The sequence below is a fragment of the Spirillospora sp. NPDC049652 genome, from assembly GCF_040675125.1.
Taxonomy (GTDB): domain Bacteria; phylum Actinomycetota; class Actinomycetes; order Streptosporangiales; family Streptosporangiaceae; genus Spirillospora.
Genome location: NZ_JBFAOF010000046.1, coordinates 1 through 19,069, shown reverse-complemented (window position 1 = coordinate 19,069; position 19,069 = coordinate 1). Strand labels below are relative to the sequence as shown.

Annotated in this window: 18 protein-coding genes and 1 pseudogene; 4 read left to right on the top strand and 15 right to left on the bottom strand. The window is 72.3% G+C overall.

Features of this window, described 5'->3' with window-relative positions; genetic code table 11:
• From AB0J52_RS05905 to AB0J52_RS05890, 4 genes are all read right to left on the bottom strand, one after another.
• Positions 1-182, bottom strand: a 182-nt coding sequence (locus AB0J52_RS05905; protein WP_500180427.1) for a zf-HC2 domain-containing protein, incomplete at its 3' end; no start/stop codon positions are given.
• Positions 179-691, bottom strand: a complete 513-nt coding sequence (locus tag AB0J52_RS05900; protein ID WP_500180426.1) for a sigma-70 family RNA polymerase sigma factor — start codon at positions 689-691, stop codon at positions 179-181. The genes AB0J52_RS05900 and AB0J52_RS05905, both read right to left, overlap by 4 nt.
• An 85-nt stretch (positions 692-776) precedes the next feature.
• Complete coding sequence (locus AB0J52_RS05895) at positions 777-1,481, bottom strand: LmeA family phospholipid-binding protein (RefSeq protein WP_500180425.1); 705 nt, start codon at positions 1,479-1,481, stop codon at positions 777-779.
• Between the two features lie 170 nt (positions 1,482-1,651).
• Positions 1,652-1,906, bottom strand: coding sequence for a MoaD/ThiS family protein (locus tag AB0J52_RS05890; RefSeq protein ID WP_500180424.1), 255 nt, complete (start codon positions 1,904-1,906; stop codon positions 1,652-1,654).
• A gap of 192 nt (positions 1,907-2,098) precedes the next feature.
• On the opposite strand from AB0J52_RS05890, the gene AB0J52_RS05885 reads away from it, so the two are divergent.
• The gene (locus tag AB0J52_RS05885; RefSeq protein ID WP_500180423.1) at positions 2,099-2,809 is read left to right on the top strand and encodes a winged helix-turn-helix transcriptional regulator; all 711 of its coding nucleotides are present in this window, start codon (positions 2,099-2,101) and stop codon (positions 2,807-2,809) included.
• A 95-nt stretch (positions 2,810-2,904) separates the two neighbouring features.
• Positions 2,905-3,477 carry a DUF4190 domain-containing protein gene (locus AB0J52_RS05880; protein ID WP_500180422.1) on the top strand — a complete coding sequence of 191 codons (573 nt, stop codon included), beginning with the start codon at positions 2,905-2,907 and terminating at the stop codon, positions 3,475-3,477.
• Between the two features lie 122 nt (positions 3,478-3,599).
• Here the strand turns inward: AB0J52_RS05880 and pstB are convergent, their stop codons facing one another.
• The 4 genes from pstB to pstS form a co-directional block, all read right to left on the bottom strand.
• Positions 3,600-4,376, bottom strand: coding sequence for a phosphate ABC transporter ATP-binding protein PstB (gene pstB, locus AB0J52_RS05875; protein ID WP_500180421.1), 777 nt, complete (start codon positions 4,374-4,376; stop codon positions 3,600-3,602).
• 24 nt (positions 4,377-4,400) lie between these two features.
• Positions 4,401-5,285 (bottom strand): phosphate ABC transporter permease PstA, encoded by an 885-nt coding sequence (gene pstA, locus AB0J52_RS05870; protein ID WP_500180420.1) that lies wholly within the window; start codon positions 5,283-5,285, stop codon positions 4,401-4,403.
• A complete protein-coding gene (gene pstC / locus AB0J52_RS05865) occupies positions 5,282-6,199 on the bottom strand; it encodes a phosphate ABC transporter permease subunit PstC (RefSeq protein WP_500180428.1) in 918 nt (305 codons plus the stop codon). The genes pstA and pstC overlap by 4 nt, the downstream gene beginning before the upstream one ends.
• A 176-nt stretch (positions 6,200-6,375) precedes the next feature.
• Positions 6,376-7,476, bottom strand: a complete 1,101-nt coding sequence (gene pstS, locus AB0J52_RS05860; protein WP_500180419.1) for a phosphate ABC transporter substrate-binding protein PstS — start codon at positions 7,474-7,476, stop codon at positions 6,376-6,378.
• A 244-nt stretch (positions 7,477-7,720) separates the two neighbouring features.
• On the opposite strand from pstS, the gene pip reads away from it, so the two are divergent.
• Complete coding sequence (pip, locus tag AB0J52_RS05855; protein WP_500180418.1) at positions 7,721-8,644, top strand: prolyl aminopeptidase; 924 nt, start codon at positions 7,721-7,723, stop codon at positions 8,642-8,644.
• On the opposite strand, the gene AB0J52_RS05850 is transcribed toward pip, so the two are convergent.
• The 3 genes from AB0J52_RS05850 to mshD all read right to left on the bottom strand — a co-directional run bounded on the left by AB0J52_RS05850 (position 8,624) and on the right by mshD (position 11,742).
• Positions 8,624-9,256, bottom strand: coding sequence for a LysE family translocator (locus tag AB0J52_RS05850; protein WP_500180417.1), 633 nt, complete (start codon positions 9,254-9,256; stop codon positions 8,624-8,626). The genes pip and AB0J52_RS05850 overlap by 21 nt on opposite strands.
• A 31-nt stretch (positions 9,257-9,287) precedes the next feature.
• Positions 9,288-10,823: a hypothetical protein gene (locus AB0J52_RS05845; RefSeq protein ID WP_500180416.1), complete on the bottom strand. Its 1,536-nt coding sequence runs from the start codon at positions 10,821-10,823 to the stop codon at positions 9,288-9,290.
• Positions 10,824-10,908: 85 nt separating this feature from the next.
• On the bottom strand, positions 10,909-11,742 hold the full coding sequence (gene mshD / locus AB0J52_RS05840; RefSeq protein ID WP_500180415.1) for a mycothiol synthase: 834 nt from the start codon (positions 11,740-11,742) through the stop codon (positions 10,909-10,911).
• A 242-nt stretch (positions 11,743-11,984) separates the two neighbouring features.
• Between mshD and AB0J52_RS05835 the strand changes: the two genes are divergently transcribed.
• Positions 11,985-13,628: a bifunctional metallophosphatase/5'-nucleotidase gene (locus tag AB0J52_RS05835; RefSeq protein WP_500180414.1), complete on the top strand. Its 1,644-nt coding sequence runs from the start codon at positions 11,985-11,987 to the stop codon at positions 13,626-13,628.
• Positions 13,629-13,705: 77 nt separating this feature from the next.
• On the opposite strand, the gene AB0J52_RS05830 is transcribed toward AB0J52_RS05835, so the two are convergent.
• The 4 genes and pseudogenes from AB0J52_RS05830 to AB0J52_RS05815 form a co-directional block, all read right to left on the bottom strand.
• Positions 13,706-14,872: an inorganic phosphate transporter gene (locus AB0J52_RS05830; protein ID WP_500180413.1), complete on the bottom strand. Its 1,167-nt coding sequence runs from the start codon at positions 14,870-14,872 to the stop codon at positions 13,706-13,708.
• Positions 14,869-15,486 carry a DUF47 domain-containing protein gene (locus tag AB0J52_RS05825; RefSeq protein ID WP_500180412.1) on the bottom strand — a complete coding sequence of 206 codons (618 nt, stop codon included), beginning with the start codon at positions 15,484-15,486 and terminating at the stop codon, positions 14,869-14,871. Before AB0J52_RS05825 ends, AB0J52_RS05830 begins: the two co-directional genes overlap by 4 nt.
• 407 nt (positions 15,487-15,893) lie before the next feature.
• Positions 15,894-16,130 carry a hypothetical protein gene (locus AB0J52_RS05820; protein WP_500180411.1) on the bottom strand — a complete coding sequence of 79 codons (237 nt, stop codon included), beginning with the start codon at positions 16,128-16,130 and terminating at the stop codon, positions 15,894-15,896.
• A gap of 216 nt (positions 16,131-16,346) precedes the next feature.
• Positions 16,347-19,069 (bottom strand): annotated as a pseudogene (locus AB0J52_RS05815) (hypothetical protein); the annotation flags it as partial.

Here is a 19,069-nt window from a genome sequence, read left to right as displayed (position 1 = left end):
GCGCCGATCTGCCCCGGGTCCACCCGGCCGAGCAGCGCGGGCAGCCCGGCGAGCGCGGCCAGCTCGTCCCGGCAGGCCGGGCAGGACGTCAGGTGCCCGTCCACCCGGGCGCGCTCGGGCGGGTCGATCGCGCCGAGGACGTAGACGCCCAGCGCGGTGCGCACCTCTCCGCAGTCGGTCACGGCGCCAGCCCCCGCTCCTCCAGTGCGAGTCTGAGCGCCCGCAGGGCGTAGTAGGTGCGCGACTTCACCGTGCCGGGCGGGATGCCGAGGGCGTGGGCCGCCTCGGCCACCGACCGGCCCTGGTAGAAGGTCTCGACGAGCACGGCCCGGTGGCTCGGGCTCAGGTCGGACAGCGCCTCGGCGACCGTCCAGGACTCCAGCGCCCGGTCGATGTCGTCCGCGCCGGGCGTGCCGACCACCTGCTCGTCGATGCCGGTCTCCTGGGGGCGGGCGCGGCGGGCGCGGTGCGCGTCCACCACCAGGTTCCGGGCGACGGTGAACAGCCACGGCCGGACGGGCCGTCCGGACAGCGCCTCGGGGTGCCGCCAGGCGCGCAGCAGCGTCTCCTGCACGACGTCCTCGGCCTGAGGACGGTCCCCGCCCGTCAGCCGCAGGACGTATCCGAGAAGCGGACCGCCGTGCTCCCGGTAAAGGGCGCGCAGTAGGCGTTCGTCCGCGGTGGCACCCACATAGACAGCACGTGCGGGGCGCGTCCCCGGTTCACCGCCGCGCGGACGAGTCGCACATTTCTGTCCGGACCCGCCGCGGCAAGCCCTACCGGGTCGTCTGCTGGAGCTGTCCGAGCTTGACGTTGTCGGCGGTCGCGGCGACCTTGAGGCCCTCCGGGGTCACCTGGATCTGCTTGATCCGCGACCCGACCGGCAGGTCGGTGATCGGCACGAACCAGGTCAGGCGGTCGCGGACGGTGTCCAGCGGCACCGTGATCCCGCTCGTGCTGACCTTGACCGGCGTGATCGCGATGCCCCGCCGGGACGGCTTGACCGACAGCTCGGCCGTGCCGTTCAGGGTGAACGCCAGCACCTGCCCGGCCATGTCGACCTCCAGGTTCTCACCCTTCGCCCGGACGGCCTTGACCTCCTTCGGCGCGCGCGACTTGATCACGTCGAACGGCAGCACGGCGGACGCCGTGGCGGTGCGGGCGGTGACGCTGTCGGCGTTCCCGCCGGCGACCTGGTCCAGCGGCGCGTCCACGCCGCGCATCTCGACCTTGACGTCGTGCACGGTGATCCCCTGCTGCGTCCAGTCGCCGATGCCGACGTCGATCTGGTCGTACTCGCCCTGGACGGCCTGGGTCAGGAACGGGATGCCGTGGATCGTCACGTCGGGCCGCTCGGCCAGGTTGTACTGCGCCGCGACCTGCTTGCCGATCTCCCTCTCCGCGACCCGCACGCCGATCCGGTCGGCGGCCACCAGCCCCACGACGAGCAGGATGAGCACCACCAGCAGGAACTTGCGCATCGTTCTCCTTCGGGTCGCGGACACCGGCGAGATCGCCGCGAGTCGGTCGCCACACAGTAGTGGGGGCGGCCGGGGGCGGCGTCACCCTGCGGAGCGATCCCCCGGGTTCGGGTGACCCCCGTCACGGCCGTCCGCGGCCGGGGAGAGCACGACGTCCGCAGTGGTATGCGTCACCCTCCGGCGAACGGCGGCAGCACCTCGACGACGCCGCCCTCGGGAAGCTCGACGTCCGCGTGCGGACGGGAGCCGACCGGCGCGCCGTCGACGAGGAACGAGCTGCGCGACACGACCCGCGCGAACTCGCCGCCCCTGGTGGCCAGGGCCGACGCGAGCGCGTCCGCGAGGGTCGCCGCGTCGTACGGCTCCTCCGCGGCGCCCGCCGCGGCCTTGGCCGCCGCCCAGTACCGGATCATTCCCTTCGCCATGCTCCTCACCCTGCCAGAAAGCGGGCACTGACCGAACCGGCCGTTGCCGTCCGGGACGCGTTGTATATGCTCGATGACGAAGGGATCCGGGCGACGTGGCCAGGAGCTCGCGCGACGAGCCGGCCACGTACCACGCGGCTCGCAGCCGAGCCGTCCGGGTCTCTACCTCTTTTCAGGGCGAGGAGGCGGCACTTGAGCAGCTTGCTCCTGCTGACCAACGCGTTGGAACCGTCCGACGAGATCCTGCCCGCACTGGGCCTCCTGCTGCACCGGGTGCGCGTCGCGCCCGCCGAGGGGGCCGCGCTCATCGACGCCCCGCCGGCCGACGTCGTGCTGGTGGACGCCCGCCGCGACCTCGTCCAGGCCAAGAGCCTGTGCCGGCTGCTGCGCACCACGGGACTCGACTGCCCGCTGCTCGCCGTCGTCACCGAGGGCGGCCTCGCCGCGCTCAGCCCCGAGTGGGGCCTGGACGACGTGCTGCTGCAGACCGCCGGGCCCGCCGAGGTGGAGGCCCGGCTGCGGCTGGCCGTCGGCCGCGCCGCCGCCGCCGACACCGAGGAGGTCCCCGGCGAGATCCGCAGCGGGGAGCTCACCATCGACGAGGCCACCTACACCGCCCGCCTGCGCGGCCGCGTCCTCGACCTCACCTTCAAGGAGTTCGAGCTCCTGAAGTACCTGGCCCAGCACCCCGGCCGCGTCTTCACCCGCGCCCAGCTGCTGCAGGAGGTCTGGGGCTACGACTACTTCGGCGGCACCCGCACCGTGGACGTCCACGTCCGCCGCCTCCGCGCGAAGCTCGGCGCCGAGTACGAGTCGCTCATCGGGACGGTCCGCAACGTCGGCTACCGCTTCGTCCCCGACCACCGCCCGGGCGACGAGGAGAAGACCCGCACCCGCGCCTGACCGCCCGCCGAATCGGCGTTCCCGGCCCGCGGCATGGATTCCCAGGTCAGAGGGCATGAGTCCGGTGTCCCCCACTGTCGGTCCCTGGGGGTCCCATGTCCGAGCGGAACCCGCCGCCCGACCCGTCCGGGCGGACGGGCGGGACGAGCGGCTGGGCGGTCGCGTCGCTGATCTTCAGCATCCTGTGGCTGTGCGGCGCGGGCAGCCTGCTCGCCATCGTCTGCGGCGCGATCGCCCTGCCCCGGATCAGGAGGAAGGGGCAGAGCGGGCGCGGGCTGGCCGTCGCGGGACTCGTCCTCGGCGTCCTCGGCCTGCTGGCGGGCGGCGGGATCGCGCTGCTCGCCGGAGTCGCCGACCACAGCCACCGGACGGAGAACGCCGACATCCTCCTGGAGGCCGAGGGGACGGGCGGCCCCGCGTCGGCCGGCGTCACCTACTCCTTCGGCGAGGCCAACGCCTCCTCCGTCCAGGCGGCGCTGCCCTGGCGCAAGCGCGAGCGGCGGGACCTGAGCGGGCTGGACTTCGTCCGGGTCGACGTCCGGAACGACGCGGCGGCGGGGACCGTGAGCTGCCGGATCACCATCGACGGCAAGGTCGCCAAGACGGCCGCCGCCACCGGCGGCCACCGCACCGCGTCCTGCGTCTACAACCCGATAGCCGCCCACTGACCTGGGCGGATATCGGATTCGCCATCGGCGCTCGCCGGCGGTCCCGCTCGACCCGCGAGGTTCGCGGAGGCCGCCCGCTGCGGCGTCACGGCACTGGCCTGACGGGTCCGGCGGGCGGGGGATCAGCCGAAGCGGCCGGTGATGTAGTCCTCGGTGGCCTTCTGCTCCGGGTTGGTGAAGATCTTCGAGGTGTCGTCGATCTCGATGAGCTTGCCCGGCTTGCCGGTGCCGGCGATGTTGAAGAACGCGGTGCGGTCGCTGACCCGGGCGGCCTGCTGCATGTTGTGGGTCACGATCACGATCGTGTACTGGTTCTTCAGCTTGGCGATCAGGTCCTCGATGGCGAGGGTGGAGATCGGGTCGAGCGCCGAGCACGGCTCGTCCATCAGCAGCACCTGGGGCTGGACGGCGATCGCGCGGGCGATGCAGAGCCGCTGCTGCTGGCCGCCGGACAGGCCCGCGCCGGGCTTGCCGAGGCGGTCCTTGACCTCGCCCCAGAGGTTGGCGCCCTGGAGCGACTCCTCGACGATGTCGTCGAGCTGGGACTTGCGGCGCACGCCGTTCAGCTTCAGGCCGGCAGCGACGTTGTCGTAGATCGACATCGTCGGGAACGGGTTGGGGCGCTGGAAGACCATGCCGACGGTGCGGCGCACCGCGACCGGGTCGACCGACGGGCCGTACAGGTCCTCGTCGTCCAGCATGACCTTGCCCTCGACGCGGGCGCCGGGGATGACCTCGTGCATCCGGTTGAGGGTGCGCAGGAAGGTGGACTTGCCGCAGCCGGACGGGCCGATGAACGCCGTCACCGAGCGCGGCTCGACCGTCATCGAGATGTCCTCGATGGCGTGGGTGCCGCCGTAGTAGGCGTGCAGCCCCGAGACTTCGATCCGCTTGGCCATGAGACTTGGTACTCCTCGGGTGAACTAGCGTCCGGTGGGCCTGTACGCACGCGCGACGAGCCGCGCCACCAGGTTGAACAGCATGATGATCAGGATCAGGACGAGCGCGCCGGTCCAGGCGCGGTCGACCGCGTTCTGGTTGGGGTCGGCGGCCTGGTCCCAGATGAAGGTGGGCAGCGATCCCTGCGGGCCGGTGAAGGGGTCGGTGTTGATCGCCTTCGTGATGAAGATCGTCAGCAGCAGCGGGGCGGTCTCGCCCATGACGCGCGCGACGGCGAGCATCACGCCGGTGATGATCCCGGGCAGCGCGGTCGGCAGCACGACCTTGCAGATCGTCCGCCAGCGCGGCACGCCGAGCGCGAAGGACGCCTCGCGCAGGTCGTTCGGGACGAGCTTCAGCATCTCCTCGGCCGACCGGATGACCGTCGGGATCATCAGGATGGCCAGCGACAGCGCGCCGGCGAAGCCGGAGAAGCCCATCTGGAGGGTCAGCAGCCACAGCGCGAGCACGAACAGGCCCGCGACGATGGACGGGATGCCGGTCATGACGTCCACGAAGAAGCTGATCACCTTGGCGAGGCGGCTCCGGCCGCCGTACTCGACCAGGTAGACGGCGGCGAGCAGCGCGATCGGCACCGCGACGGCGCTGGTGATCAGGACCTGCTCCAGGGTGCCGATGATCGCGTGGTAGGCGCCGCCGCCCGCGTCCTTGCCCGCCAGGCCGTTCATCGAGTGGCCGAAGAAGTCCGCGTCGAACCGCTTGGCGCCGTGCTGGACGACCGTCCACAGCAGCGAGAGCAGCGGGATCACCGCGAGCGCGAACGCCAGGTAGACCAGGCCCTGGACGAGCCGGTCCTTGATCTTGCGCCCGGCCGAGACCGACCCGAGCGAGGTGGACGGGCTGCTCACACGAACTCCTTGCGGCGGGCGACGACCGCCCGGGCGGCCATGTTGACGACGAGGGTGATCACGAAGAGCACGAGGCCGGAGGCGATCAGCGCGCCGCGCCCGGTGGTGGTGGCCTCGCCGAAGCTCTTGGCGATGTTGGCGGCGAAGGTGTTGCCGCCGTCCTCCAGCAGGTGGATGTTCACGCCGGGCGCGAAGGTCAGCACCATCGCGACGGCGATCGTCTCGCCCATCGCGCGGCCGAGGCCGAGCATGGACGCGCCGATCACGCCGGACCGGCCGTAGGGCAGCACCGCCAGCCGGATCATCTCCCAGCGGGTCGCGCCGAGGGCGAGCGCCGCCTCCACGTTCGCGCGCGGGACCTGCAGGAACACCTCGCGGGAGATGGACGAGATGATCGGCAGGATCATGATCGCCAGCACCACCGAGGCGGTGAAGATCGAGTTCTTGCCGGGGCTGTCGCCGCCGAAGAACGGGATCCAGCCGAGCACGCCGTTGAGGCCCTTGCTGAACCCCTCCATGTTGGGCGCGAGGACGAGCAGCCCCCACAGGCCGTACACGATCGACGGGACGGCCGCGAGCAGGTCCACGACGTAGCCGAGGCCGGAGGCGACCTTGCGCGGCGAGTAGAAGGCGATGAACAGCGCGATGCCGATCGCGACCGGCGTGGCCATGATCAGCGCCAGCGCCGACGACACGACCGTGCCGAACGCGAGCTGGACGATGCCGAACCTCGCCGGCGTCGCGTTCGGGTTCCAGTCCTGCGAGGTGAGGAAGTTCGCCTTGTTGGCCTGGAGCGCCGGGATCGCCTTCCAGACGAGGAAGACCGCGATCGCGGCCATGATCGCCAGGACCAGGATGCCGGAGCCGCGGGCGGCCCCGGCGAAGATCCTGTCGCCGGCCCGGCCGGTGCTCATCGGCCGGCCTGCGGCGCGGCCGCGCGCGCGGGCCGCCGAGTCGACGCCGGAGTCGACGCCGGACTGAGTGCTCACGGGGAACCCTCCTGGTGGGGTGGGAACGTGCGGTGAACCGGGGGTAGCCCCCTGGCCAGCGGTGCTGGCGAGGGGGCTGCCGGACTCGGGGACCTCGGGGGTCAGGACAGGCCCTTCACGGACGCCTGGACCTTGGTGAGCACGCTGTCGGGCAGCGGCGCGTAGCCCAGGTTGGTGAGGATCTTCTGACCGTCCGCGCTGGAGGTGTAGGTCAGGAAGGACTTGACGAACTTCGCCTGGTCGGCCGGGAGGCCCTTCTGGCAGGCGATCTCGTAGGTCACCAGGACGATCGGGTAGGCGCCCGGCTCCTTGGTGGTGTAGTCGATCTTCAGCGCCACGTCGTCGCCGGTGCCGACGACCTTCGCGCCCGCGACGGCCTTGGAGGCGGTGTCCGGGGAGAGCTTGGTGTACTCGCCGGCGCCGTTCTTGATGTCGGCGGTCTTCAGGCCGTTGTTGGTCGCGAACGACAGCTCCACGTAGGAGATCGAGCCCTTGGTGCTCTTGACCTGCGCGGACACGCCGTCGGACTTGGTCGCGCCCTGGCCCACGCCGTTCGGCCACTTCTTGGCCGGCTCCCAGGTCCACGCGCCGGGGGCGGTGGCCTTGAGGTACTTGGTGAAGTTCTCGGTGGTGCCGGACTCGTCCGCGCGGAAGATCGGCTTGATCTGGCCGGACAGCTTGACGCCCGCGTTCTCCTTGGTGATCGCCGGGTCGTCCCAGGTCTTGATCTTGCCGGCGAAGATGCCCGCGACCGTCTCGGGGGACAGCTTCAGCGAGTCGGCGCCGTCCACGTTGTAGACCACGCCGATCGGGCCGACGACCATCGGCAGGTTCAGCGCCGGGGCGCCCTGGCAGCGCTTCTGCGCGGCCGTGACCTCGGCGGGCTTGAGCGCCGAGTCCGAGCCGGCGAACGAGACCTGGCCGGAGGTGAAGGACTGGATGCCCGCGCCCGACCCGGCCGGGTTGTAGTTCAGGTTGGCGCCCGCGCACTTGGCCGCGAAGAGCTTGGTCCACTCCTCGATGGCGTTCTTCTGGGCGCTGGATCCGGCGGCGTTGACCGTGCCCTTGGCGCAGTCGATGTTGCCCTTCGGGGCCTCGCTCGCGCTGGAGCCGGAGTTGTCGTCGCTGCCGCAGGCGCTCAGCGCGAGGGCGCCCGCCACCACGACACCGCCCAGGGCGGCCAGCCGAGAACCGTTCTTCACCGCAAGGTCTCCTCTAACGTCGTCAGCGGTGTCCCGACCGGAGGGGTTTGGACGTTTGTCCAGGTAGTGGGCTCACCGTCGAATGTGAAGCTATGCGGGCGAAGTGTCCGGACGCCCCGATCCAGGTGAACGGCAAATGAACTCAAACTTCAACAACCAGGAAGAATGCCTCGACAGGCCATGGACAGGGGGTTAACGCCGCAGGTCATCCCCTGCGCCACCGGCGTTCCGGCAGCATGAGGGCATGCCGCATCTCCCCACCACCGACGGAAACCTTCTCCACTGGGAAGCCCACGGAAGTCCCAACGGCCGCCCCGCGATCGTCCTGCACGGCGGCCCGGGCTCGGGCTGCGACGACGGGTGGCTGACCTTCTTCGACCTGGACGTCCACCGCGTCGTCCTGCTGGACCAGCGCAACTGCGGCTGGAGCCTGCCGCACGCGGCCGAGCCGGACATCGACCTGAGCGCCAACACCACCCCGCACCTGGTCGCCGACATCGAACGGCTCCGCGAGCACCTCGGCATCGACCGCTGGACGGTCCTCGGCGGCTCCTGGGGCAGCACCCTGGCCCTCGCCTACGCCGAGGCCCACCCCGAGCGGGTCACCGGCATGGCCCTGTTCTCCGTGGTCACGACGACGCACCGCGAGGTCGAGTGGATCACCCGCGGCGTCGCACGGCTCTTCCCCGGCCGCTGGGAGGCGTTCCGCGACGGCGTCCCCGAGGCCGACCGCGACGGGAACCTCGCCGCCGCCTACTCGCGGCTCCTGCACTCCCCCGATCCCGGGCTGCGGGACAAGGCGGCACGCGACTGGTGCACGTGGGAGGACACCCACATGGGCTTCGCGACCGGCTTCCGCAGGAGCGCCCGCTACGAGGACCCCGAGTTCCGGCTGTGCTTCGCCCGGCTCGTCACCCACTACTGGAAGAACGCGGCCTTCATGGGCGAGGACGAACTGCTGCGCGGCGCGTCCCGGCTGGCCGGGATCCCCGGGACGCTCGTCCACGGCAGCCTGGACGTGAGCAGCTCACCCGACGTCCCGTGGAACCTCGCGCGGGCCTGGCCGGGCAGCGAGCTGACGATGGTGCGCGCCGGGCACGACGGATCGGAGGACGGGATGCTCGCCGCGATCAGGACGGCCCTGCTGTCATTCGGCGGCGACGCGTAGCCCGAGCACCACCAGGGTCGTCCCGAGCAGCGCCTCCTGCGCGCGGCGGACGCGGGGCGACGCGAGCAGGTGCCGGACGCGCCCGACCGCCAGCGCCACCAGGCTCAGCCCGGTGAGGCTGAACAGCACCGCGATCAGGGCCAGGCCGAGCGCCACGGGCACGGTCTCGGCGGCCCCGCCGCTCGGCACGAACTGCGGCAGCGTCGCGAGGAAGACCAGCGTCGCCTTGGGGTTGGTCAGGTTCGTCAGCAGCCCCTGGCCGAACGGCGAGCGGATCCGCCCGAACCGCGGGCTCGCGTCCTCCTCGCCGTCGCCCGCGGCCTCCGGCGCCTTCCCGCGCCGGACCGACCACAGCGTCCGCGCGCCCAGGTAGACGAGGAACGCGGCCCCGGCCAGTTTCACCGCCTCGAACGCGACCGCGCTGCGCAGCAGCACCCCGGCCAGGCCGACCGCGACGCCCACGGCGTGCACGAACAGCCCGAGGGCGCAGCCGAGGGCGGTCCGCAGGCCGGCGCCGGAGCCGCCCTTCAGCGTTCCGCGGATGACCACGGCCGTGTCCAGGCCGGGCGTCACGGTGATCAGCAGGCAGAGACCGAGGTAAGCCAGCAGCATCGGTCGATTGTGCGCCTTGAAGATCGTTTTGTCACGTGATCGCCGGGGCGGCGGACTCGTCGGTCATGCCGGCGGGATCGCGCGCGTCCAGGGGCGCCTCGGGCTTCCGGGGCGAGGCGCGCCAGGCCGTCACGGCGGCCATGCACAGGAACGGCGCGGCCGGGAGCAGGTAGCGGGAGTCGAAGTCCACCGTCGCCGGTGGGACCACCACCAGGACCATGCCGGTGCACCACAGCAGGAGCGCGGGCAACGCGGCGGGGTTCCGGCGGCGGAACACACCAACCGCGCCCAGGAGGGCCGCGACGCCCAGCACGGTTCCCGGCGTGCGGACGTGCTCCTGGTAGGCGCGCAGGACCGCGCCGTACGGTTCCACGACCTTCGTGGCCGCCGGGCCGTGCTCGTAGGCGCGCGAGACGCTCTCGTCCGTGCCGCCGCCGATCAGGTCGATGTGCGGGGGCGCGTGCGGCTGCTCGGGGAATCGGTAGAAGGACACGGTCCACGGGTGCGGGTACCCGGGGTTCGACCACGCGAAGCTGCGGACGAACACGTCGTAGGACACGGTCCGGACGTAGTCGCCGGGCTGGTTGCGGACGGCCCAGATCGCGAAGTCCCGGCCGAGCTCGTTCGTCTCCGGACCGAACGGGCGGCCGTGCCGCCATCCGGTCGGCGATCCCGCTTCCCAGATCTGCGTGGACGAGGCCGACCTCTGCCCCACCGGCTTGGTCGGGCACATGCGCCGCAGCCGCGGCGGCGGGGTGTGCGCCTCGCAGTCGGCGAACGCGGCGGTGCGCCCCCAGAAGAAGACGCCGTCGGCCTCACCGATCGCGTACCTGCCGTGCTCCGCGTGGAACCAGAGCAGGACCGCGCCCGCGGGAACGGCGCAGGCCGCGAGCAGCACCGCGGGCACGGCGAGGCGGACGCGCCACGACCATGCCGTCCGGTACCGGACGGCCAGGAACAGCACGCCGAGGACGACCAGCGGCAGCCCGACCGTCCGCGTGATCGTCGCCAGGCCGAACAGCAGCCCGGCCGCTCCGGTCCGTCCCAGCGTCCGCGCGAGGCCACCGCCGGACGGGTCGCACCGGATCAGGACGGTCACCGCGCCGAACACCAGCCCGAAGAACAGGGTGTCGGACATCGGCATGTGTTCGAGCTGGACCTGGTACGGGTCGAGCAGGAGCGGCGCGGTGGCCAGCGCCGCCCAGTGCCCGCGGACGCCCAGCGCGCGCGTCATCAGCCGGTAGGCGGCGATCGCGACGACGAGCACCAGCACGTGCTGGAGCGCGACGACCGTCGTCAGGCTGTGCAGCGGCCTGAGCAGCCACAACGCCAGCCCGTACCCCTGCGGACGCAGCGGGTGCGCGAACGGCGACAGCCCGATCCGGACGTAGTCGTAGGCGTCGTTGAACCACAGCACCGGCCGGTACCCGGCGATCGCGAGCGCGCGCAGCGCGGTACCGGCGACCAGGAGCAGCGCGAAGGGGACGTCCGCGCGCGGCCCCATGCCCACGGCCCGCCGCGACCACTGGACCGCGTCCCCGGCGGCCGGCCTCGCCCAAGTGATCATTTGGTCGAGAAGCCTGGCAGGTTCCGTCCGCCCGCGCTGGAAAACCGGGAAGACACTCCGCCCGTGCCAGTGCCAGTGCCCGGGGTCAGGTCGCGTACATCACGTCCACGGCGTAGCGGGCGAAGCCGAGCCTCTCGTACAGGTGCAGCGCCGACGGGTTGTCCTCGTCCACGTACAGCAGGATCGCCGGGACGCCCCGGTCGCGCAGGTGGTGCAGCCCGGTGAGGGTCAGCACGCGGCCGAGGCCGAGCCCCTGCGCGGACGGGTCGACGCCCACGACGTAGACCTCGCCCAGGCCGTCCGGGTGGATCTTCGTCCAGTGGAAGCCGACCAGCCGGCCGTCCCGCTCGGCCAGGAAGAAGCCCTCCGGGTCGAACCAGGACTCGGCCTCGCGGGCGCGCAGGTCCTCCAGCGTCCACTGGCCCTGCTCGGGGTGGGAGGCGAAGGCGCGGGCGTTGACCTCCAGCCAGGCCTCCTCGTCGCGGCCGGGCTCGAAGGCGCGCACGGTGACGCCGGACGGCGGGGGCACGTCGAGCATCGGGTCGTCGGCCGACCGGCGCATCTGGAAGAGCACGCGGCCGCGCCTCATCCCCTCGGACTCGGCCAGCCGCGCGGCGGCGGGCAGGTCGCCGTGCGCCCAGACGCGCAGCGGGCCGTCCGCCCGCTCCTTGAGCTCGCGCAGCAGCCGCCGGCCGAAGCCGCGCCGCCGGTGCTCGGGGTGGACGACCAGCTCGCCGGAGGCGGGCTCGTCGTCGGTGGCGGGGTCGAGGTGGGCGTAGCCGACGACCGTGTCGTTCTCCCGGACGACCACTCCGGTGCGGCCGGCCTTCAGGGCGAGCAGCGCGTGCTCGGAGAGGGGGTTGACGCCGTCCCGCGCGGTGGCGGTCTCGACCAGCTCGGCGATCTGCGACTCCGTCATGATCACAGCCTAGGCGAGCGGGGCGCGTCCGGAACCGGCCGGAGCGGAGGGACGGACCCGGCCGGACGGCCACCGCGGCGTGCCGGCGGCGCCCTGGACAACGTGCCGGCGGAGTCATGGACAAGGCGCCGGCGGCGTCCTAGACAAAACGTCACGAAACCGTCATTGGGGCGTATGGACCGCGACGCCCGGTTTGGTTAGGTTCCCGAGCCATGATCCGACCTCGTCTCACACTGGCCGCGGTGACCGCCGCGGTGGCGGTGACCGCGATCGCGGCGCAGCCCGCCGGGGCGGCGCCGTCGCACGGCCGCGGCAGGACCGTGCCCGTGCGGCTGCTGGCCCTCAACGACTTCCACGGGAACCTGGAGCCGCCCACCGGCAACTCCGCCTCGACCATCGGTGACGACGGCAAGCCCGTCCTCGCGGGAGGCGCGGCCCACGTCGCCGCGCACATCAAGCGCCTCACCGACCGCAACACCCTGAAGGTCGCCCAGGGCGACCTCATCGGCGCCTCCCCGCTGATCTCCGCGGCCTACCACGACGAGCCGTCCGTGCAGTTCATGGGGAACATCGGCCTGACCGCCTCCGCCGTGGGCAACCACGAGTTCGACGAGGGCCTGGCCGAGCTGAAGCGCATCCAGAACGGCGGCTGCCACCCCGTCGACGGCTGCTCCCCCGCGGGCCCCTGGAGGGGCGCGAAGTTCGACTACCTCGGGGCCAACGTGCTCAGCGAGGCGACGAGCAAGCCGGCCATCAAGCCGTGGACGATCCGGAAGATCAACGGCGTCCGGGTCGGCATCATCGGCGTCGTCACCAAGACCACGCCGACCATCGTCACCGCGGACGGCATCAAGGGCCTGAAGTTCGACGACGAGGTCGCCGCGGCCAACCGGTCCGCGCGCGAGCTGAGGAAGCGCGGCGTGCACGCGATGGTCCTGCTCGTCCACGAGGGCGACCAGGTGGTCAAGGACGCCAAGCCGAACGACTGCGGCGTCGTGCCGGGCGCGGGCACCCGCATCGCCGCCGAGGCCGACCCCGACATCGACGTCGTCCTCTCCGGGCACACCCACCAGCAGTACGTCTGCACGGTCAAGGACCCGAACGGGCAGCCGCGGCTGTACTCGTCCGGCTCGTCCTTCGGCCGCGTGATCACGCAGGTCGACCTCCAGGTGGACCGGAAGCGCGACGACATCGTCCGGTCGTCCATGAAGGGCGTCAACCACGTCGTCACCCGCGACCTGACGGACGACGGCACCGCGAAGTTCGTCCAGTACTGGAAGGACAAGGTCGCGACGATCGCCGACCGGAAGATCGGCACGATCACCGCCAAGCTCGACCGCACGGCCAGCCCGGCCGGTGAGACCCCGCTCGGCGACGTGATCGCCGACGCGCAGCTCGAAGCCGTCAGGGACAAGGGGGCGCAGGTCGCCGTCACCAACCCCGGCGGCGTCCGCACCGACCTGGACTACAAGAACGGCGGCGTCGTCACCTACGGCGACGCGTTCGCCGTCCAGCCGTTCAGCAACGTCACCGGCGTGACGACGCTGACCGGCGCGCAGCTGGACGCCGTGCTCGAGCAGCAGTGGACGAGCGCGGGCACCAAGATCCTGCAGCCGTCCGCCGGCCTGCACTTCACCATCGACAGCAGCCGGCCGATCGGCGACCGCGTCTCGGCCATCACCATCGACGGCAAGCCCGTCGACCCGGCCGCGTCCTACCGGATCGCCGCGAACAACTTCCTGCTCGGCGGCGGCGACGGCTTCACCGTCTTCACCCAGGGCAAGGACCAGGTGCTCGGCCCGATCGACCTGGACGCGCTGGTGAGCTACTTCGGCTCCCACTCGCCCGTCAGCCCGCCCCCGCTGGACCGCATCTCCGGCAAGTAGGACCGGCGGAGAGAGCGAACGAGGGCCGTCCCCAGCCGGGGACGGCCCTCTCGCGTTCGCGATCCGCGGGACCCGGGTCAGGCTCCGAAGAAGTGCACGATGTAGTAGACGACCGCGGCCACGATCGCGGCGGCGGGCATCGTCAGCACCCACGCGACCACGATGTTGCCGGCGATGCCCCAGCGCACGGCCGACAGCCGCTTGGTCGCGCCCACACCCATGATCGAGGCGGTGATCGTGTGCGTGGTGGAGATTGGAGCGTGCCAGATGTACGCGGTCAGGTACAGGATGACCGAGGCGGTCGCCTCGGCGGCGAACCCCTTCGGCGGATCGACCTCGATGACCTTGCGGCCGAGCGTGCGCATGATGCGCCAGCCGCCCGCGTAGGTCCCGGCCGACAGCGCGCCCGCGCAGAGCACGATGACCCACCACGGCACGCCCTTGCCGTCCGAGTGGCCCGTGGTGACCAGCGCGAGGACGATGATGCCCATCGTCTTCTGCGCGTCCTGGAGGCCGTGCCCGAGGGCGAGGGACGCGGCGGAGAGCGTCTGCGCGATGCGGAACCGGCGGCCGACCTTGCTGGGGTTCTTCTTCCGGAAGATCCACAAGATGGCCAGCATCACGCCGTAGGCGGCGACGAACCCGACGATCGGCGAGATCACCATCGGGATGGCGACCTTGTCGACCACCTTCGCCCAGGCCACCGAGGACGCCGAGGCGAGCCCCGCGCCGACCACGCCGCCGATGAGGGCGTGCGAGGACGACGAGGGCAGCCCGAAGTACCAGGTGATCAGGTTCCAGGCGATCGCGCCGATCACGCCCGCCGCGACCACGGTCAGCCCGTGCAGCCCCGTCGGCGGGGTGATCACCTCGCTGACCGTCTTGGCCACCTGGACGCCGAGCAGCGCGCCCAGCATGTTCATCACGGCCGCCATCAGCAGCGCGACGCGCGGTGTGAGGGCGCGCGTCGAGATCGCCGTGGCGATCGCGTTCGCCGCGTCGTGGAAGCCGTTGGTGTAGTCGAACACCAGCGAGACCAGGACGACGAGCAGCAGCATCGCGACCTGCGACTCCGCCCGCACCCCGGTCACGCCGAGCAGCATGACGACCAGCAGCCCGATCGGCAGGGCGTACCAGAACCGGTGCGGGCCCCGGCGGACCTGTTCGGCCAGCGTCGGCTCCTCGCCGGGGACGGTCGCGTCCCTGCTGAGGACCGCGCCGCCCGTGTCGCCGGGAGCGCTCATGATTCCTTGACCGCGATCGTCTCGACCGTGTTGGCGACGTGCTCGAACGCGTCCGCCGCCTCCTCCAGCCGGTCGATGATCTGCTTCAGCTTCAGGACGGTGAGGGTGTCGTACTCGCCCGAGAACAGCTTGGCCAGCAGCTTCCGGTAGACCCGGTCGCCCTCGTTCTCCAGCCGGTTGATCTCGATCCAGTACTCGTTGAGCTCCTTCATCGAGCGCAGCCGGGGCATCGCCTCGGCGGTGAGCTCGGCGGCGCGCTCCAGGACCTCGACCTGGTGCACGATCTCCTTCGGGAACTCGTCGATCTTGTAGAGCACGACCAGGTCGGCGGCTTCCTCCATCTCGTCCATCACGTCGTCGATCTGGGAGGCGAGCCGGTAGATGTCCTCGCGGTCGAACGGCGTGATGAACGTTTCGTTCAGCCGCCGCATGATCGCGTGGGTCGCCTCGTCGCCAGCGTGCTCGCAGGCGCGCATCTTCTCCGCGATCGCTTCCCGGTCAGTGCCGTCGCTGATGAGCTCCACGAGCAGCCTGGCGCCGGTGACCAGGTTGTTCGCCGAATCGGCGAACATGTCGTAGAAGCTGTCCTCACGCGGCGTGAGACGCAAGCGCACGTCGTTCTCCTGAGATGCCGGAACAGTCCGCTGAGGATCGTAGGCGCAACCGGCCGTAAAAAGAACTTTCGTCCCGGCTTCGACCGCCGTCCTCCATCCTCTCACCTACAAGGTTGCCCTAGATCACGACATGCACACCCACGACACACAGCCCTGTCCAGGGGGATGTACCGGTCTGGACGGCGATCACGGAGAGTGATCCGAGACGGGGAGTGATATTGGTTACAGGAGGTCGCCGAGGGGCCCGGGACGTCCGATTTGAGGGGGAAACACGCGTCGGCGCCACAGGGACGCAAGGGGCGCCGAGGGGGTGCGGAGGGGGCGAAAACGGATGCCGAGGGTGAAAAAAGGGTGCCGGGCGTCCGCTGGGACGTCCCGGCACCGATCAGCCTGCCGACGAGCCGCCGCTATTCGCGCGACGACAGCTCGCGAAGACCGGGTTCGCAGTCCGACCGGACTCCGAGCACCATGTCGATCTCGGCGAGCGTCAGCGGCCGCTCGGCCGCCGCGACCGCACTGAGCATCTCGGCATAGAGTTCGATCTCGTCCAGTGCGACCCGGTCATGGACGCGCAGGTCGAGATTCCGCTGGCGCACCGCGTCCACCTCCTGGTTGCGATTCGCGTCCGCCACCTGCGACGACACCGTCTCCGCGCAGGGACGAGCCGCACCCACTGCCCACGTCAAGGGTACGGTCCCGGCTCGCCGGGACGCATGACCCAAGAGGGCCATTCGGGGACCACTCCCCGCCCGTACCTTCCCTGGCCCGCCCGGATGATGCGGGCCCCGCCCAACCGGGTCAGCCCGATCAGGCCACCCCGCCGGCCCGGCAGGCCGCCCCCGCCGGGCGCCGGGCGGGCGTCAGTAGCCCTCGTGCAGGCCGCCCATCATCCGCTGCAGCGACGACTCGGGCAGGTCGTTCACGGTGAGGCGGGCGACGGTGGACGCGTCGACGTCCGCGCCCGCGAGCCGCGCGGCCTGCCGGGCCACGGTCGCCTCGAACAGCTCGCGGACCGTGCGCGCGTACCCGAAGGACGCGTCGCCGCGCATCTGCTCGAACCGGCTGAGCAGCTCGACCCGCAGCTCCTCGTCCAGCATGTACAGGTCGCGCTCGGCGTACGCCTGGAACAGCCCGACCAGCTCCCGGTCGCCGAGCGGCTCGAACTCGACGACCTGGCCGAACTCGTCGCGGAACTCGGGATGGGCGGCGAGGAAGGCGTGCAGCTCGTCCGGCGGGCCCGCGCACACCGCCAGCAGGCGGTGCCCGTCGCGGCGCAGCACCGAGCGCAGCTCGGCGACCACCTCCGGGACCCGGTCCAGCAGGTGCGCCTCCTGCACCAGCAGGACCCCGCCGAGCGCCTGCTCGACCGTCCCGCGCACCCGGGCCTCGGTGTCGTACCGGTCGCGTCCGGTCAGGTGGGCTGGGCGGCACGCGACCACGTGCCCGGAGCCGAGCAGGCCGAGCGCGGCGAAGATCCCGCCGACCAGTCCGGCGACGGTCGCCTTGCCGGTCCCGGGCGGGCCGGCCAGCAGCAGGTGCAGCGGCCGGTGCTCGGTCACCCCGTACCGGGCCCGGTCGGCGGCGACGCGCGCCTCCTCGACCAGCCCGTGGACGGTGTGCTTCACCTCGTCCAGGCCGCGCAGCGCGTCGAGCTGGCGCAGGTAGCCGTCGATGTCGCCGGGCGGACGCAGCGCGGGCTCCAGGCCCTCGGCGATGCCGTGCAGGTCCTGCGGGTCCAGGACGAGCCGGTCGCGCGACGCGCCCGCCCGCTCCAGGTGCCGCTGGCAGGCGGTGTCCAGGTAGGTCTCGACCAGCCGCGCGTTCACCAGGTCGCCGGGGCCGCGCAGCCGGTTCAGGTCCTCGCGGGCCGCCTCCAGCGCCGCGCCGCCGACCGTGACGCGCCGCTCGTCCGCGAGCAGGTGCAGCAGCGTCATCCGGTTCTCCGGATCGGACAGGTCGGGCAGCCGGTACACCCGGAACGTCTCGACCAGCCGTGGATGGTCGGCGAGCATCCGCTTGTACGCCGCGGGCTCGCAGGTCGCGATCAGCGCGGTGTCGGCGGCCGGGTCGCGCCGCGCGCGCCGCACCGCCGTCACGAGCGCCGCCGGGTCGGACGCGGCGAACAGCGCCGCGTCCAGCCGCTCGAACAGGATCGCCGGGCCGCGCTGGCCGAGGACCTGCTTCATCAGGTCGGCGGCGGTCGGCGGGGCCACCCCGTCCACGACCGTCTTCGGCGGCGCGCCGGACGCCTGCTTCCCGGCCCCCGACTCGCGCACGTCGTCGGCTTCGTGGGCGCGGACCGTGCCGTCGCCGAGGCCCGCCTCGGCCAGCGTCAGCGCGACCATCCGCGCGAGCCGCCGCTGCCCGGTGTGCGGCTCGCCGACCAGCAGCACGCTCGGCACCCCGCGGCGGATGCCGGACGCCTCGTCCACGCGGGTCGAGTCGGCGTCCTCCGGCGAAAGCACGGCCGTGAACGCCTCGGTCTGCTCGCGGACGGCGTCGAGCAGCTCGCCGACGTCCTGCGCCCCGGACACGAACCCGATCCCGTACCGCTCCAGCACGCGCCGCTCGGTGCGGTCGCTCGGCGGCGGGATCTCGTGCACGGGACGCTCGGGCGACGGCGTCTGGTCGAGGAAGTCGAAGCCGCCGATCATCGTCTCGGACATCACGCGCGTGCCCGGCGGGTCCGCCTTCTTCGGCGGCCCGGCGGGAATGCCGGAGCCCGTCGCGGACGGACCGTCCGGACCGAGGACGCGCGTGCGCGGCGGCGGCTTGCCCGGGGTGCCAGCGTTGCCGGGCTTGGGCGGGACGGCGGGCGGCCCCTGCCGGTGCTGCGGCGGGGGCGTGGGCTCGTCGAACCGGGTGCCGTGGGGATCGACCTGATCGGGCTGCCCCGCTCCGGGGCCTGGAGCGTAGGCGCCCGGGTACGCCGGCCCGTCCGGGTGGGCGGGCGGCTTGGGCATGCCCTGCTCGTAGGAGCGTGCCGGTTCCCGCCCGTAGCCGGGAGGCGTCCCCGGCGCGGACGGCGGGATCGGCGGTTGCGGAGGCGCGGCGCCGGACGGCGCGTAGCCGAGCGTCGTGTACGGCGGGTGCAGCGCCTCGTTCTTCTCGTCACTGGAGGACGGCCCGTCGGGCTTGGTGGCCTCCTCCGGCACCGGTGCCTCATGCGCCGGCACCGGAGCGGCGGCGGCGTGCTGGTGGAACGCGGCGGGCGCGCCCGGCCCCTGGCCGTGCGGGGCGAACCCGCCGCCAGGAGGGGCGAACCCGCCGCCGGGAGGGGCGAATCCGCCGGGCGCCGGCTGAGCACCGGACGAAGGCTGGTAGCCGAGGGCCGTGTAGGGCGGAGCGAAGCTCTCCTGCTGCTCGTCCTTCGGCGCGGCCGGCTTCGGGACCGCGGGCGCGGGGGCGTGCGGCGCGGACACGCCGAAGTGCGGGTCGACCGGCGGCGCGGGCTGCGCGAACGCGCGGTCGGCCTGCGCGGGCGGCTGGACGAACGGCTGGTCCTGGTTCGCCGGAGGCTGGACGTGCGGCTGCCCCGGCGGCTGGGGAGGGCCGCCGGGGTGCGCGAACGCTCCGGGCACGG

What these genes read in the sequence shown, in the direction of transcription:
- AB0J52_RS05895 (WP_500180425.1), bottom strand. Translation starts at nt 1,481, where the DNA reads ATGCGCAAGTTCCTGCTGGTGGTGCTCATCCTGCTCGTCGTGGGGCTG.
- AB0J52_RS05890 (WP_500180424.1), bottom strand. Translation starts at nt 1,906, where the DNA reads ATGGCGAAGGGAATGATCCGGTACTGGGCGGCGGCCAAGGCCGCGGCG.
- AB0J52_RS05880 (WP_500180422.1), top strand. Translation starts at nt 2,905, where the DNA reads ATGTCCGAGCGGAACCCGCCGCCCGACCCGTCCGGGCGGACGGGCGGG.
- pstB (WP_500180421.1), bottom strand. Translation starts at nt 4,376, where the DNA reads ATGGCCAAGCGGATCGAAGTCTCGGGGCTGCACGCCTACTACGGCGGC.
- pstC (WP_500180428.1), bottom strand. Translation starts at nt 6,199, where the DNA reads ATGAGCACCGGCCGGGCCGGCGACAGGATCTTCGCCGGGGCCGCCCGC.
- pip (WP_500180418.1), top strand. Translation starts at nt 7,721, where the DNA reads ATGCCGCATCTCCCCACCACCGACGGAAACCTTCTCCACTGGGAAGCC.
- AB0J52_RS05850 (WP_500180417.1), bottom strand. Translation starts at nt 9,256, where the DNA reads ATGCTGCTGGCTTACCTCGGTCTCTGCCTGCTGATCACCGTGACGCCC.
- AB0J52_RS05845 (WP_500180416.1), bottom strand. Translation starts at nt 10,823, where the DNA reads ATGATCACTTGGGCGAGGCCGGCCGCCGGGGACGCGGTCCAGTGGTCG.
- mshD (WP_500180415.1), bottom strand. Translation starts at nt 11,742, where the DNA reads ATGACGGAGTCGCAGATCGCCGAGCTGGTCGAGACCGCCACCGCGCGG.
- AB0J52_RS05830 (WP_500180413.1), bottom strand. Translation starts at nt 14,872, where the DNA reads ATGAGCGCTCCCGGCGACACGGGCGGCGCGGTCCTCAGCAGGGACGCG.